The sequence below is a fragment of the Arthrobacter sp. UYEF20 genome (assembly GCF_040546335.1).
Taxonomy (GTDB): domain Bacteria; phylum Actinomycetota; class Actinomycetes; order Actinomycetales; family Micrococcaceae; genus Arthrobacter.
Genome location: NZ_JBEPNP010000005.1, coordinates 261,344 through 275,843, shown reverse-complemented (window position 1 = coordinate 275,843; position 14,500 = coordinate 261,344). Strand labels below are relative to the sequence as shown.

Annotated in this window: 12 protein-coding genes and 1 pseudogene; 10 read left to right on the top strand and 3 right to left on the bottom strand. The window is 64.0% G+C overall.

Annotated features, from left to right (window positions below):
• Positions 1–191: transposase (locus ABIB26_RS08560; RefSeq protein WP_354241361.1), on the bottom strand; the 191-nt coding region annotated here is incomplete at its 3' end.
• A 234-nt stretch (positions 192–425) separates the two neighbouring features.
• Here ABIB26_RS08560 and ABIB26_RS08555 point away from each other — a divergent pair.
• The 8 genes and pseudogenes from ABIB26_RS08555 to ABIB26_RS08520 all read left to right on the top strand — a co-directional run.
• Positions 426–1,670 (top strand): annotated as a pseudogene (locus tag ABIB26_RS08555) (IS1380 family transposase); the annotation flags it as partial.
• Positions 1,671–1,674: 4 nt separating this feature from the next.
• Positions 1,675–2,202, top strand: coding sequence for a transposase (locus ABIB26_RS08550; RefSeq protein WP_354241394.1), 528 nt, complete (start codon positions 1,675–1,677; stop codon positions 2,200–2,202).
• A gap of 88 nt (positions 2,203–2,290) precedes the next feature.
• Positions 2,291–2,629 (top strand): hypothetical protein, encoded by a 339-nt coding sequence (locus tag ABIB26_RS08545; protein ID WP_354241359.1) that lies wholly within the window; start codon positions 2,291–2,293, stop codon positions 2,627–2,629.
• Between the two features lie 332 nt (positions 2,630–2,961).
• On the top strand, positions 2,962–3,714 hold the full coding sequence (locus ABIB26_RS08540; protein ID WP_502913639.1) for a FadR/GntR family transcriptional regulator: 753 nt from the start codon (positions 2,962–2,964) through the stop codon (positions 3,712–3,714).
• Positions 3,715–3,731: 17 nt separating this feature from the next.
• A complete protein-coding gene (locus ABIB26_RS08535; protein ID WP_354241357.1) occupies positions 3,732–4,826 on the top strand; it encodes an asparaginase in 1,095 nt (364 codons plus the stop codon).
• An 8-nt stretch (positions 4,827–4,834) separates the two neighbouring features.
• Positions 4,835–6,274: an aspartate ammonia-lyase gene (locus tag ABIB26_RS08530; RefSeq protein WP_354241356.1), complete on the top strand. Its 1,440-nt coding sequence runs from the start codon at positions 4,835–4,837 to the stop codon at positions 6,272–6,274.
• Positions 6,275–6,361: 87 nt separating this feature from the next.
• Positions 6,362–7,876, top strand: coding sequence for an amino acid permease (locus tag ABIB26_RS08525; protein WP_354241390.1), 1,515 nt, complete (start codon positions 6,362–6,364; stop codon positions 7,874–7,876).
• A 483-nt stretch (positions 7,877–8,359) separates the two neighbouring features.
• Positions 8,360–8,593, top strand: a complete 234-nt coding sequence (locus ABIB26_RS08520; protein ID WP_354241354.1) for a hypothetical protein — start codon at positions 8,360–8,362, stop codon at positions 8,591–8,593.
• Positions 8,594–8,856: 263 nt separating this feature from the next.
• Here ABIB26_RS08520 and ABIB26_RS08515 read toward each other — a convergent pair whose 3' ends face one another.
• Both ABIB26_RS08515 and ABIB26_RS08510 read right to left on the bottom strand, forming a co-directional pair.
• Positions 8,857–9,606 carry a class II aldolase/adducin family protein gene (locus tag ABIB26_RS08515; RefSeq protein ID WP_354241352.1) on the bottom strand — a complete coding sequence of 250 codons (750 nt, stop codon included), beginning with the start codon at positions 9,604–9,606 and terminating at the stop codon, positions 8,857–8,859.
• 164 nt (positions 9,607–9,770) lie between these two features.
• Entirely contained in the window at positions 9,771–10,559 is a 789-nt protein-coding gene (locus ABIB26_RS08510; protein WP_354241350.1) for an IclR family transcriptional regulator, read from the bottom strand.
• A 188-nt stretch (positions 10,560–10,747) separates the two neighbouring features.
• Between ABIB26_RS08510 and ABIB26_RS08505 the strand changes: the two genes are divergently transcribed.
• The gene (locus tag ABIB26_RS08505; protein WP_354241349.1) at positions 10,748–12,232 is read left to right on the top strand and encodes an aldehyde dehydrogenase family protein; all 1,485 of its coding nucleotides are present in this window, start codon (positions 10,748–10,750) and stop codon (positions 12,230–12,232) included.
• A gap of 146 nt (positions 12,233–12,378) precedes the next feature.
• The gene (locus ABIB26_RS08500) at positions 12,379–14,499 is read left to right on the top strand and encodes a hydantoinase/oxoprolinase family protein (RefSeq protein WP_354241347.1); all 2,121 of its coding nucleotides are present in this window, start codon (positions 12,379–12,381) and stop codon (positions 14,497–14,499) included.
• Position 14,500 lies beyond the last annotated feature (1 nt).

Here is a 14,500-nt window from a genome sequence, read left to right as displayed (position 1 = left end):
GGCACGGCTGCCTTCTCCTCGGTGAGGAACCGATCGGGATGGTCCTCACGGTATTTGCGCACCCAGGTCCCCAGAGTGCCCTCGTTCACGCCGATGTCCGGCGCGACCTGGGCGATCGGACGGCCCGAGGAAATCACGAGCTCCACGGCGTCGTCCTTGTACTTCTGGCTATACCTCTTACGGTCGGTCATTGTGAAGAAGGGCTCCTAACAAGCTGTCTCACAAAACCATACGGCCGCAGGTCACGGCGGAATCGACGTGCCCAAGATCAAAATTGCTGCCAAATCAGGGAAACCCAATCACTAACCCAAGGTTTTCATGGCGGGTCCGTCGGGATGGCGTGTTAATCAGGGAAAGGGTGCTCTGAACTGGGAAAATAGTGGTTGTCGAGACCGTTATTTGCCGAGCGAGGGAGCACCCTTTCGATGCAGAAGTCTACCGCTGTTTTTCCGTCCTTTCCGGTCAGTTTCACCGGCCAGTCGTTGATCTCCCACGCCGGGGTTTCGGTGCTCACCGGCTTCATGGACGCCCTGGGTTTCGGCAGGCTGTGCGAGGACAGGCTCGGCCAGTTTGTTCCCTCAGGCGCCCGGCATCGTTCGGGCAAACTCCTCGGTTCCCTGGCAGCGATGCTCGCTGCCGGAGGCGAACATGCCTCGGACCTGGACATCCTGCGTTCCTCACCCGGGGTCTTTGGCCAGCTGCCCTCGAACGCGACCGTCTCCCGGTTCTTCGAACGCACCGTGACCAACCCGGAGCTGTTCAGCTACGGATTCGAGACCCTCACCCGCCAGCTGCGCACCCGGGCCTGGAACGCCGCCGGGGACCGGAACCCGGCACTGTCCTCGACGGCAGCGGACCCGCTGATCATCGACCTCGACGCGACCCTGGTGACCTCGCACTCGGATAAGGAAAACGTCGCCGGAACCTACAAGGGTGGCTACGGGTTCGCCCCCTTCATCGCCAGCGTCGATTACGGCGGCGGCAACGGTTCCGGGGAGATCCTCGCCGCCGTGCTGCGGCCGGGCAACGCGGGAGCGAACAGCGCCGAAGACCACATCCGGGTCTTCCACACGGCCGCAGCCCAACTGCCCGACGGGTTCTACAACGAGACCGGGGCCCTGGCCGGAGAGAAGGTCCTGGTCCGCACCGACAGTGCCGGCGCCTCCCGGAAGTTCCTCTGGCACCTGCACAGCCTCGGCGTGCAATTCTCCACCAGTTACACACTCCCGTTCGGCAAGGCACACATGATCGACTGGATCACCGACAAACAGCATTGGCAGCCGGCCCTTGACCAGTCCGGAAACGACCGGACCGATGCGTGGGTCATCAACGCCACCGACATCATTCCGCTCACCGATTACCCGCCCGGCACGAACCTGTTCCTGCGCGCCGAGCCGCTGCACCCCGGCGCGCAGCCGACCCTCCTCGATGTCGACGGGCACCGGATCACCGCGTTCCTGACCAACTCCCCACGCTGGCACGGCCCATTCCTGGACGCCCGGCACCGCGCCCGGGGCCGGTGTGAGAACAGGATCAAAACCCTGAAAAACACCGGCCTGGGCAAGCTGCCGTTCTTCGACTTCGCCGCGAACCAGGCCTGGGCAAACATCGCCGCACTGGCCTTCAACCTCGTCTCATGGATCCAGCTCGCCGCACTCCCGGACGGGCACCACGATCGGCGCTGCCCTGCCCGGGGCCGCCTGGCAGCGCTGCCGCACCCACTACGCAGCGAACCTGATGGCCGCTACGCCGAAGGCGTCCTGGCCGTGGGTGAAAACCCTGCTGCACTCGGTCTACGACCAGCCCGATGCCGCCGGCGTGCAGGCCCAGTTCGACCGGGTCCTGGATGCCCTGACTGAGAAGCTGCCCCGCGTCGCGGATCACCTCGAAGCCGCCCGCGAGGACATCCTCGCGTTCACGCCCTTCCCGAAAGGCCTCTGGCGGCAGGTCTGGTCCAACAATCCGCAGGAACGCCTCAACCGGGAAATCCGCCGCCGCACCGACGTGGTCGGGATCTTCCCCGACCGCACCGCGCTGATCCGGCTCGTCGGCGCCGTGCTGGCCGAACAGCACGATGAATGGATGGAAGCCCGCCGCTACCTCAGCCTCGAGCTCATCCAACAATCACAAACCGTCGGGACCACGCCCGCAACCACGACAGAACAGGAGGACACCAACCCCGAACTGGCGCTCAGCGCCTAACCAACCCAAGAATCACGCAGCAACCCCGTTACACCACGCAAATGGACTTGACCTTCGCCCTGAGGTGACGAAGCGGCTCGACGATCTCATGACGTTGGTAGAGCCTCTCCTCCCGCGCGAGTTCGATCAACTGGGCGAACCGGCGAAAGCCGAATATCTGGAATTGCGAGAGAGATACTTTGACTTGGGGGCTCTCTTTACGTCGTACATGGCATTCCTTGAACCGTCGCTCCCCGATCTTCCTCTACGAGATCGATTCAAACCAAGTTCCAATGCGCCCGAGATTCCATCCGATCTACTCGACGCGACGGCTTATCGAGATCTCTTGGACATCCTCGTACCTTTCGGCGAGCAAGCGGCGGCGCAGCTCAGAGCGGTTCTGCATCCCGAAGCAACCTCTTCTTCAGATCGCGAATTGGCACGATGATGCGGGCTAGGGCGGGTCTTACCTTGAGCTTGCACCTGTCTCGCAACCTCACTGCCTCGAAACGCATGGGTTGTGAGACGACCGGGAGTGTGGTGATTAGGGCATGCGGGCAGTTTTGCGGGCGGGTTATAGGGGGAATCAGAGTGAGCCTGCATAACGGCTTTCTCAAAGGGAAGGCAGGAAGGTGGCGAGCTGGCCGGTGGGGGACCGGCTTACGGGCTGGTCAGTTGCTTCCTCCGCACTGTCGGCCCGAGTTGGGATGCAAAGATGCACTGCGGAAGAAATGATCCGCACACGTTGACAGCGGGTGTGACCCGTGCCATATTTTAAGCGTGAACCTGTCAGACAGCAGGACAGCAGGACAGCCTGCAGAGTCCGCCGACCAACCCGCCGCAGTCTTCGCGCGCCAGGGACTGGCCCGGCCCTTGGCCCGGCTCAGCGCTGCAGAAGCCGTGTTCAACGCTCTTCGCTCCGACATTGAGTCCGGCGAGGTTGCCGTCGGCGCCAAGCTCAGTTCCGAGGCCATGCTCGCCCAGCAGTTCAGCGTCAGTCGCTCGGTCATCCGGGAAGCGCTCCGCTCCTGCACCGCCTTGGGCCTCACCGTCACCAAGACCGGGAAGGGTACTTTTGTGGTCGCCAACAAGGTGGCTAACGACCTCACGCTCGGGCAGTATTCGGCGCGGGACCTCACCGAAGCGCGCCCGCATATCGAGGTACCGGCGGCCGGCCTGGCCGCCCTACGCCGCAGCGACGAAGAACTGGAAACACTCCGGCACGTCGTGGAAGCCATGACCACGGAAACGGACCCCGAGTCCTGGGTGGCCTTGGACTCCAGCTTCCACGCCACCATCGCCCGCGCGAGCGGCAACAAGGTGTTCGCCAGCGTTGTGGCGGATATCCGGGGTGCGCTGGCCTTCCAGTCTGAGACCCTGAACATGGTGGCGGACCGGCAGCAGGCCTCTGACGTGGAACACCAGCAGATCCTCGCCGCCGTCGAGGCCGGCTCCGCCGAAGATGCCAGGGCGGCGATGGCCGAACACCTGCGCGCCGTGGGCGCCGCGCTCGATTCCATCCTGAACAAGTAACCGCACCCAAGGACGCTATGCCTACCCCTGCCTTTCCCGCTGCCCGGACCGCTGCCCTCGGCACCGCACCGTATGTGGCTGAACAGCTCCCGCAGCACGCGGCCCTGGCCGTGGCGAGCCGCGACGGCCTGGCGGAAAGCGTCCATTACGGGTCGGTTATTGCCACGGCACCGGACGGGTCCACCCTGGCATCAGCCGGCAATCCCTTGGCCCCCTTCTACCCGCGGTCCTCACTCAAGCCGCTGCAGGCCGTGGCCCTGGTCCGGGCCGGGCTGGAGCTGCCGGCAGACCTCCTGGCGCTGACCGCTGCCAGCCACTCCGGCGCAGCAAAGCACCGCGACGGCGCCCTGCGGATCCTCGAAATGCACGGCCTCACCCCCGGCGACCTCCAGAACAGCACGGACCTTCCCTATGGCGTCACCGAGCGCGAGGAATGGGTCCGGTCCGGCGGCGACACTACACATCTGGCCCAGAACTGCTCCGGCAAACACGCCTCCATGGCCGCCACGTGCATCATCAACGGCTGGCCGGTCGAGGGCTACCTGGATCCGACCCACCCGCTGCAGCAGCTCGTGGCCCGCACGGTCACCGAACTCACAGGCGAGGAGCCGCTGGGCCTGAGCACGGACGGCTGCGGCACCCCGCTCTTCGCCCTGACCCTCCGCGGTATGGCCCGCGCCTTCGGGCGCATCGCCGCAGCAAGCAGCACTGCACCCGGCACCGGTGCCAGCAGAACCCCCCACGGCGGGACCGCCCCGCCGTGCGCGGAAGCCGCCGTCGGATTGGCCATGCAGCGGCACCCTGACATGGTGGCCGGCGAACGCCGGGACGTCACCGAACTGATGCGCCTGCTCCCTGGCGCAGTGGCGAAGGACGGCTTTGAGGGCATCCAGCTGGTGGGCCTGCCGGACGGCCGCGCCGTAGCGGTCAAGATTTCCGACGGCGGCGACCGCGCCCGGATGCCCGTCACCGTGAGAGTGCTCGAGGCGCTCGGTGTGGACACCGGGCCGCTGTCCGGCATCGGCACCGCGCCCGTCCTGGGCGGCGGGCGTCAGGTTGGCCTGCTGCAGGCTACAGATTTTCTGTCCAAACCCGTCAACGAAGCCCCGTGAGGACCCCCATGACCACGACCGACACGACCACCATAGAGGCTGCCGGCTCCTTGGCCGCCACCCGTTCCGAGCACGACCTGCTCGGTGACCGTGATGTCCCCGCCGGAGCGTACTGGGGCGTCCACACCCTGCGCGCGGTGGAGAACTTCCCCATCACCGGCCAGCCCCTGGCCTCGAACATGCACCTGGTGCGTGGACTGGCCGCCGTGAAACAAGCAGCCGCGCGCACCAACCACGAGCTCGGACTCCTCGGCGCCGACCGCGCCACCGCCATCGAACGGGCCTGCCAGGACGTCATGGACGGGAAGCTCAGCAGCCAGTTCGTTGTCGACGTGATCCAGGGCGGCGCCGGGACGTCCTCGAACATGAACGCCAACGAGGTCATCGCCAACCGCGCCCTGGAAATCCTGGGCCACCCCAGGGGCGACTACGCCCGCCTGCACCCCAACGACCACGTCAACCTCTCCCAGTCCACCAACGATGTCTACCCGACCGCCGTGAACCTGGCGACGATCTTCGGGATCAAGGAGCTCCTCGCCGCGCTGAAGGAACTCGAAGAGGCCTGCGCCGCGAAAGCCACCGAATTCCGCACCGTGGTGAAAATGGGCCGCACCCAGCTCCAGGACGCCGTCCCCATGACCCTGGGCCAGGAATTCGGCGCCTACGCCGTGACTATCGGTGAGGACCGGCTCCGCCTCGCCGAGGCCGAAGCCCTCATCCACGAAATCAACCTCGGCGCCACCGCCATCGGCACCGGCCTGAACGCACCCGCCGGCTACGCCGAAGCCGCCTGCCGGCACCTGGCCGAGATCACCGGCCTGCCCCTGGTCACCGCCGTCGACCTCATCGAAGCCACCCAGGACGTCGGCGCCTTCGTGCACCTCTCCGGCGTCCTCAAACGCGTCGCCGTGAAACTCTCCAAAATCTGCAACGACCTGCGCCTGCTCTCCTCCGGCCCCCGCGCCGGCTTCGGCGAAATCAACCTCCCCGCCGTCCAGTCCGGCTCCTCCATCATGCCCGGCAAAATCAACCCGGTCATCCCGGAAGTCGTCTCCCAGGTCGCCTACGAAGTCATCGGCAACGACGTCACCATCACCATGGCCGCCGAAGCCGGGCAGCTCCAGCTCAACGCCTTCGAACCCATCATCGTCCACAGCCTCCACAAGAGCATCTCCCACCTGGAAGCCGCCTGCCGCACCCTCACCGCCCGCTGCATCCGGGGCATCACCGCCAACACCGAACACCTCCGCCAGACCGTGGAACAATCCATCGGCCTGGTCACCGCGCTGAACCCCCAGCTCGGCTACACCACCGCCACCGCCATCGCCCAGGAAGCCCTCGCCACCGGCAAAGGAGTCGCCGAACTCGTCCTCGAACACGGACTCCTCACCCACACCCAGCTCCAGGACCTCCTCAGCCCACAGCGCCTGGCAAACCTCACCAAGTAGTAACTGCTTCACCTGATAGTCCCCACCCCAAGAGATAAAGGACTCCCCGTGACAAACCCCCCAGTGGTCGACCAGCAACAAGCGGCCATCTCCGACCACACCATTCCAGCGCACGCGCACGCCTCCGAAGCCACCCTGCACCGGGAGGACGAGGGCTACCACAAGGGCCTCAAACCCCGCCAGGTCCAGATGATCGCCATCGGCGGCGCGATCGGCACCGGCCTGTTCATGGGCGCCGGCGGCCGGCTCGCCACGGCCGGCCCCGCCCTGATCATCAGCTACGCCGTCTGCGGCTTCTTCGCATTCATGATCCTCCGCGCACTCGGCGAACTGGTGATGCACCGGCCCTCGTCAGGCTCGTTCGTCTCCTACGCCCGCGAATTCTTCGGCGAGAAAGCCGCCTTCGTCACCGGCTGGCTGTACTGGCTGAACTGGGCCATGACGGCGATCGTGGACATCACCGCCGTCGCGCTCTACATGAACTTCTTCAAAAAGTACTGGGCCCCCATCGCCGACGTGCCGCAGTGGACCTGGGCACTGGCGGCCCTCATCCTGGTCCTCGGCCTGAACCTCATCTCCGTCAAGGTGTTCGGCGAACTTGAATTCTGGTTCGCCCTGATCAAGGTCGTGGCCCTCGTGACCTTCCTGCTGGTGGGCATCTACTTCGTCATCTTCGGCACCCCGGTGGCAGGCCAGCAAGTCGGATTCACCCTCATCGCTGACAACGGCGGCCTCTTCCCCAACGGCCTGTTGCCCGCGATCGTGGTGATGCAGGGCGTGGTGTTCGCCTACGCCTCGATCGAGCTCATCGGCACCGCGGCCGGCGAAACCGAAAACCCGGAAAAGATCATGCCCAAGGCCATCAACACTGTCATCGTCCGTATCGCGGTCTTCTACGTCGGTTCCCTGATCCTGCTCTCGCTGTTGCTCCCGTATACCTCGTACAAGGCCGGCGAAAGCCCGTTCGTCACGTTCTTCGGTTCCATCGGTGTTGAGGGTGTGGACGCCATCATGAACCTGGTGGTCCTCACGGCCGCCCTTTCCTCGCTGAATGCCGGCCTCTATTCCACGGGCCGCATCATGCGCTCCATGTCCGTCACCGGCTCCGCCCCGAAGTTCGCCGGCCGGATGAACAAGGCCGGCGTCCCCTACGGCGGCATCGCCCTGACCGCTGCCGTGGCCTGCCTGGGTGTGGTGCTGAACGCGGTGGTTCCTGCCGAGGCGTTCGAGATCGTCCTGAACATTGCTTCGCTGGGCATTATCAGCACATGGGGCATGATCGTCCTATGCCAGATGCAACTCGTCAAGCTCTCCAAACGCGGCGAACTGCTGCGCCCGGCCTTCCGGATGCCCGGCTCCCCGGTGACCGGTTGGGTCACGCTCGCGTTCCTGGCCGCGGTGCTGGTGCTGATGGCCTTCGATTCCCCCGTGGGTACCTGGACCATCGCGTCACTGGTGGTGGTGATTCCCGCTCTGATGCTGGGCTGGCGCCTCTGCCGCGACCGGATTTTGGAGCTCGCCGCGGTGCGTGACGGTTTCACCGGACCGTACCCGCTGGTCGCCAACCGTCCGGCTCCCGGTGCCGGCAAGGACGGCAAATAGCTCCCCCGCCCCACCCATTGAAGTAGCATCCGACGGCGGCACCCGGGTTCTGTTCCCACGGAACCCTGATGCCGCCGTCGTGGTTTAAGCACGTCTGCTGCCTGCGGCTCAACTTCCCGCGACGCGATCACCAGTCGCGTCGACCACATTGCACACCTTCCTGTCTACTTCATTCGTGCGCGCCTGGATATTGCCTCGCCGTCGCGGCCTGCCTACGAGATCGCACAGAAACTCCCCCACTCCACGTTCGACATCGCTGAGGCCGACACGCACGGCGCCGGCGACGACCCTTGAGCGCCTTGTCGCGATCCTGGACAGGTTCAGCGCATCGAACTGATCCCGTGTCCCGGTGAGGGATCCCTAACGGGACACCTCTGGGGCGTCGCTAACGGGGGAAGCTGCGCTCGTTAACCGGTGACTCCGCCGGAGTTCGTCCCACGGCGGAGTCTGTACGCACGACTTCGTCGGTGCAATACTGCGTTGATGAACATCCCCGAGTGGTGGCCGCTGGTCGATGCGGAAACACGCGACTGGCTCATTAAGCACAACGGCGAGCCGCTGCCGCCGAATGTAATCGCCGACATCATGGCCGTTACGGGCGGCACGACCGATTCTGAGTGGTGGGCTGGCGAATCAGCAGACGGTCCCCAGCTTTCCGACGACGCTGTGGATTGGATCGAGGCTGTCGCCAACGACGAGGAGCCGACTGCCGGCTGAAATCTTCTGCCCGTGCGGGCGGGCGACTCCTTCTCCTAATCCGACTTCGTGTCTCGAAACCTTTGTGCCTCGTATCCCATGCCATGCAAGACGGCAGCTGCCGCCGACAACTGCGACATCGAGCGGTTACAGAACGCCGCCACGAAGCGCCGAACTCCACACCCAACGATTCTCGAATCAACCTATTCTCGAAATCCTTCGTTTCCAAGAAAACTAGCAAGCAGCGATGCACACTGTTCTAGTTCCCGGGTTCCGGGCCCGGACTACCCGTTCGCGAATTGCACTCGCGTACGGGCCCCCGCTCGCCAGATTCCCCAAGCTCGTTCGATCTGGGACCTCATGGTCGAGACAGTAGCCTGCCCTTCTTCCTCCGTGAGATATGTGCAGGATCCCAGACGGAGCGCGTCTGCTTGGGTCTTGGCATTGATTTCGGTGTAGATGGCGCGGTAGACGGCATCCTTGAGTGATGTTCCGACGGCCACTGAACCGTGGCCACGCATCAGCAGGACGGGTGATTGTGCCAGGGACGTCGCCAGGGCGTGGCCGGATTCGGCCGTTCGAATGAGCAGATCTGATGCGTCGCCGATTACGTCCCGGATTTCGAATACCGGTGTTGGCTTGGCGAGGAAGCCGGCCATGTGCATAACTGCCCGCAGCGGGGTGTCTACGACGCTAAATGGAACCACGGCCGGTGAGTGGCTGTGGACGATGGCCAGCACGTCAGGACGGGCCTTGTAGATTTCGCCGTGGATGAAGCGTTCCAGGTATACCGGTCGCGGATCCAGGGTTTCGCCGTCGAGATTGAACTCGAGGATGTCGTCTTCACTGACGAGGGCCGGGGCGAGGTTTCGGGACAGAAGAAACCTGTCGGGCCTGTCCGCGACGCGTGTGCTGACATGACCGAACGCGTCCAGTACGCCCTGGTCGAACAATATGTGATTGGCGTCAACGAGGTCGGCCAGCTGCACGGCCCGGCTCGTGTTTTCCTGCTTCATTGCAGTTCCGCTGTTCATCTTCCAGTTTCTCCTCAGTGAGTTGGCTTCTACCGTCGGCCGCTGTCTGTCAGGCTGCACTTTGCTTCGATCAAGAATGCGCCGCCCGCTTCTTCTATTCGAGAGGATTCTTCTATGAGGAACAGATCAGGGCGGAGCCTTCCTGTGAGTCAGACTTCCGCGGCTCAAGTCTCCCGATACCCGGAAAGGCCGGTGGTGGCCCGTTGGGCGACGGCCAACAAATCGGCGCCCAACTTCTCGATCGTTCCGCTGTTCATGCGGCTCGTGGGCCCCGCGATGGAGAGGGCACCCACCGCGTCCCCGATCTCGTTGTGCAGGGCCACACTCACAGCTCGTACCCCAGGTTCCGTGTCCGGGAGGCTGACGGCATATCCCTTCATCCGTATCAGTGCCAGTGAGTGGGCCAGCGCGTTCCACTCCCCCTGCGAAAGTCGGGCCTCATCGTCCGGTGCCGCGCCGGCCTCTTCGCCGACGTAGTAGAGGTCGCGCAGCTGCTGGTCGGTTAGTTCTGCCAGCATCGCCCTGCCTCCCGAGGCGGCACGTGCAGGCAACGCAGTTCCCCGGCGGTCACCGACCCGAAGATATTGCGTGCATTCGACGGTCGCGATGAACCGTGTCCACCGTCCGCTGCGGATGGACAACTGGACAGACTCATCGTTGCGGTCACGCAATGCGTGCATGTGGGGCAACATGATTCTGGTCAGTTCCGACGTGGGCCTGTGCTCAACAGCCGATACGAAGAGTGACGGGCCGGGTCGGTACTTGTGTGACTCATCGCGAATGGCGAAGTCGCGGTAGACGAGCATGGAAAGCAGCCGGTGGGCGGTCGACCGCACCACGCCCAGAGTCTCAGCGGCCTCTGTGACACCCAGCTGACCCTGGTCGCGCAGCAGGTGCAGAAGCACCAGCGCGTTATCCACCGAGGACAGAGCATACGGCGGTTTGTTCTTCATAGAAGAATCATAGAGCCCCTGTGGTTGCGGTCACATAGCGTTGAAACACAGGTTGACGAAGCAATGGCGAGGGAACTCCGGCCACCAATCTCATCTGTTGTAGCGCAGAATATCGCGCTGAAACACTCCCTGCACGTTCTGCCGACGAAGGCCACCGTGGAGGGAAATAATTTGGAAAGGCTCCATCAATGATGATGACAACACACACAGACGAATTGATACCGTCCAAAGTTGAGGCCGTGCTCAACCGCCAATTCCGGCTTCTGGTCGGCGGCCGGCTGGTTCCAGCCCTGTCCGGCGCCTCATATGAGGTTCTGAGCCCGGTGACCGAAACTGTAATCGCGCAGGTTCCGGACGCCGGAACTGATGACGTGGAAGCGGCCGTCACTGCCGCAGAAGCGGCGAGAAAGGCCTGGCGCAGGACAATACCGGCCGATCGCGCGGCCGTGGTGCAGCGCCTTGCCGACGCCATCGAGGCACATGCGGAAGAACTTGCTCTCCTGGACGCGATAGATGCGGGTTCTCCCATCAACAATGCCCGCAACGACGTTGCCATGGCGGTAGCTAACCTGCGGATGTTCGCATCGTTTGCCCTGGAGATGAAGGGGACGACCATTCCTGCCAGCAGCAACATCCATATGACCCTCCGTGAGCCCATCGGGATCGTGGCACGCATCGTGCCCTTCAACCACCCGCTGATGTTTGCCTGCAAGGTTGCTGCACCGCTCGTCGCGGGAAACTGTGTGATCCTCAAAGCCCCCGACGTCGCACCACTGTCTTCCCTGCGCCTGGGAGAGCTCGCTGCTGACGTATTTCCCGAGGGCGTCCTGTCCATTCTGGTCGGCAACGGCCCCGAGGTCCCGCGTGCGATCGTACGGCATCCGAAGGTGCGCCGGATCGGTTTTATCGGCAGCGAGGCCACGGGCCGGGCGATCCAGCGCGACGCCGCAGAGGCGGGCGTCAAGGAGGTCACACTCGAACTCGGCGGAAAGAACGCCATGCTGGTCTTCCCCGACGCCGATCTGGACAAGGCCGCTGCCGGCGCCGTCGCCGGAATGAACTTCACCTGGTCAGGGCAATCCTGCGGGTCAAATTCCCGGCTCCTCCTGCACGAGAGCGTGGCCGATGAGGTGACCGCCAAGGTGGTCAGGATCGTCAACGCGCTCACGATCGGCAACCCGCTGGACGAAACATGCGACCAAGGCACGATGATTTCCCGCGCCCAGTACCAAAAAGCACTCGACTTCATCGACATCGCAAAGTCCGAGGGTGCGACCGTACTGACGGGCGGGGGCCGGCCAGACGGGTTCGAACGGGGCTTCTATGTCTCCCCCACCGTTCTCGCTGACGTGGGCCCGGAAACCCGGATAGCCCGCGAAGAAGTCTTCGGCCCGGTGCTGTCCATCATGACTTTCCGCACCGAGGAAGAAGCCATTGCAATCGCCAACAGCGTTGAATATGGCCTGACGGCCAGCGTCTGGACCGAAAATATCACCCGCGCGCACCGCGTCATAGGTGAACTGGAAGCGGGATTCACGTGGATCAACGGATCCTCCCGCCACTTCCCGAATGTCCCCTACGGCGGGTACAAGGCTTCTGGAATAGGCCGTGAAGAAAGCATCGAAGAACTGCTGAGCTACACCGAGCTTAAGACCGTAAACATCATGCTGTAACCCTGCACCAGACCCCCGCGGCAGAGCACCCTCCGGGCTTCGCCTGCAGGCCGGCGCAGCGGCGCCAGCACCAGTACAGCTACACCTGATCACCCTTCGCCGTGACTGAGTTCACGGCATTCATCTATCGTTTCGGGAGAATTCACATGACATATGTCATCGGCATCGACACCGGCGGAACCTTCACCGACGCTTTTGTCGCCGACCACCAGGACAGGATCGCGGCAGCCAAGACGCCTTCAACACCACCGGATTTCGCTCAGGGGTTCCTCAACTCCATCGACGATCTTGCGGTGGAACTGGATTTGACGACGTCCCAGCTCCTGGGCGACACCGACTACATCGTGCACGGGACGACCTCGACGCTGAACGCGCTCGTGACCGGAGACGTCGCCAAGGTCGGATTCCTGACCACCCAGGGTCACGGCGATTCGATTTCGATCATGAACCTGGAGGGACGGTACGCGGGTCTGGGTACCGACGAGGTCCAGGACATGGCGCGAACGGCCAAGCCGGCACCACTTGTTCCCTCCGAGCAGATACATGAGATCAACGAACGGATTGACTACAAGGGTGAGGTGCTCGTTCCCCTGGACGAGTCCGGAGTCCGGACAGCTGTCCGTCAGATGCTCTCCGACGGTGTCGAAGCCATTGCCGTCTCCCTGCTCTGGTCCTTCCGCAATCCCGCGCACGAACTGCGGATCCGCGAAATCGTCCACGAGGAACAGCCCGACATGTACGTTGCGCTCTCCAGCGAGGTCAGCCCCCGGATCCGCGAGTACGCCCGCAGCGCGACCACCATCATGAACACCCAAGTCGGTCCAAGGCTGGGCGCCTACCTGCGCCCCCTCGAACAAGAACTGAAAAACCGCGGGTTCGCAGGTTCCCTGCTCGTCATGCAGGGATCCGGCGGCTGCGTGTCCTCGCACGAGGCACCCAAACACGCCGTATCCACGATCGGCTCGGTCCTCACCGGCGGCATCGTCGGCTGTACCCGTATGGCTGCAGCCCTGGGACACCGGAACGTCATCTCCACCGACATGGGCGGCACCACGTTCCTGGTCGGGCTGGTTTCGGACGGCAAGCCCGTCTCGACAACGAGCACCGTCCTGAACCAGTACACCATCAGCACCCCCATGGTGGACGTGCACACGATCGGTGCAGGCGGCGGGGCGATTGCCTGGGTCGACGCCGGCGGCAACCTCCGCGTCGGGCCCCGCAGCGCCGGCGCACGGCCCGGACCGGCCTGCTACGGCGAAGGCGGATTCGAACCGACCGTCACGGATGCGGACGTGGTGCTCGGCATCGTCAACCCGAACAACTTCCTCGGCGGCCGTAAGAAGCTGGACAGGGAGCTCTCGGCCGAGGCCATCCGGAAGCACATCGCGGAGCCGCTGGGCCTGTCGGTGACCGACGCGGCCCAGGCCATCTATGCCATTCAAAATGCCCAGACCGCAGACCTCGTCCGCAAGGTCGTGGTCAACTCCGGTCAGGATCCCCGAGACTTCGTCCTGTACTCCTTTGGTGGAGCGGGACCGGTCCATGCCGCCAGCTACTCGGCAGACCTTGGCGTCAAGGAAGTCGTGGTTCCCCTGGGCTCGACCGCGGCGGTGTTCTCCGCCTACGGCCTCGCCGCGTCGGACATCGTTCTGACCATTGAACGCTCGCAGCCGCACAATTTCCCGCCGGATGTCGACCTCGTCAACGAAACGTTCGCCGGGCTCGAGGAGGAGCTCCGCTTACGCCTGATCGACCAGGGGCTGGAATTCTCCGAAATCCACTACGAACGAGAGGCCGACATCCGATACACGATGCAGATGGCCGAGGTCTCAACGCCCGTCCCCTCCGGGACCCTTGACGCAGGCCAGATCGGAGCGGTCGGGGAACGGTTCGAACAGCTCTACGAAAACATCTACGGAAAGGGCTCCGGCTTCCGCGACGCCGGACTGCAGGTCATCACGTACCGGGTCCGGGCCGTCGGCTCACTGCACATCCGGCCGGAACTTCCCGAACATCCGGTCCTGAACACTCCGCCGGCGCCAACAGGGACACGGGACGTTTTCCTGGACATCGTCAACGGCCTCGAACCGGCCGCCATCTACGACTACCGCGATCTGGGCGCGAGCCACGAAATCTCCGGACCGGCCGTCGTGGAAGCAGCGACCACCACGGTTGCCCTGCCACGAGGCACGACCGCAACCGTCGACCGTCTGGGCAATCTCGTCATCCGCTACGCCACCGCTTCGACAACTGACAAGGAGAACTGAT

What these genes read in the sequence shown, in the direction of transcription:
- ABIB26_RS08500 (WP_354241347.1), top strand. Translation starts at nt 12,379, where the DNA reads ATGACATATGTCATCGGCATCGACACCGGCGGAACCTTCACCGACGCT.
- ABIB26_RS08545 (WP_354241359.1), top strand. Translation starts at nt 2,291, where the DNA reads ATGACGTTGGTAGAGCCTCTCCTCCCGCGCGAGTTCGATCAACTGGGC.
- ABIB26_RS08520 (WP_354241354.1), top strand. Translation starts at nt 8,360, where the DNA reads ATGAACATCCCCGAGTGGTGGCCGCTGGTCGATGCGGAAACACGCGAC.
- ABIB26_RS08515 (WP_354241352.1), bottom strand. Translation starts at nt 9,606, where the DNA reads ATGAACAGCGGAACTGCAATGAAGCAGGAAAACACGAGCCGGGCCGTG.
- ABIB26_RS08535 (WP_354241357.1), top strand. Translation starts at nt 3,732, where the DNA reads ATGCCTACCCCTGCCTTTCCCGCTGCCCGGACCGCTGCCCTCGGCACC.
- ABIB26_RS08510 (WP_354241350.1), bottom strand. Translation starts at nt 10,559, where the DNA reads ATGAAGAACAAACCGCCGTATGCTCTGTCCTCGGTGGATAACGCGCTG.
- ABIB26_RS08505 (WP_354241349.1), top strand. Translation starts at nt 10,748, where the DNA reads ATGATGATGACAACACACACAGACGAATTGATACCGTCCAAAGTTGAG.
- ABIB26_RS08530 (WP_354241356.1), top strand. Translation starts at nt 4,835, where the DNA reads ATGACCACGACCGACACGACCACCATAGAGGCTGCCGGCTCCTTGGCC.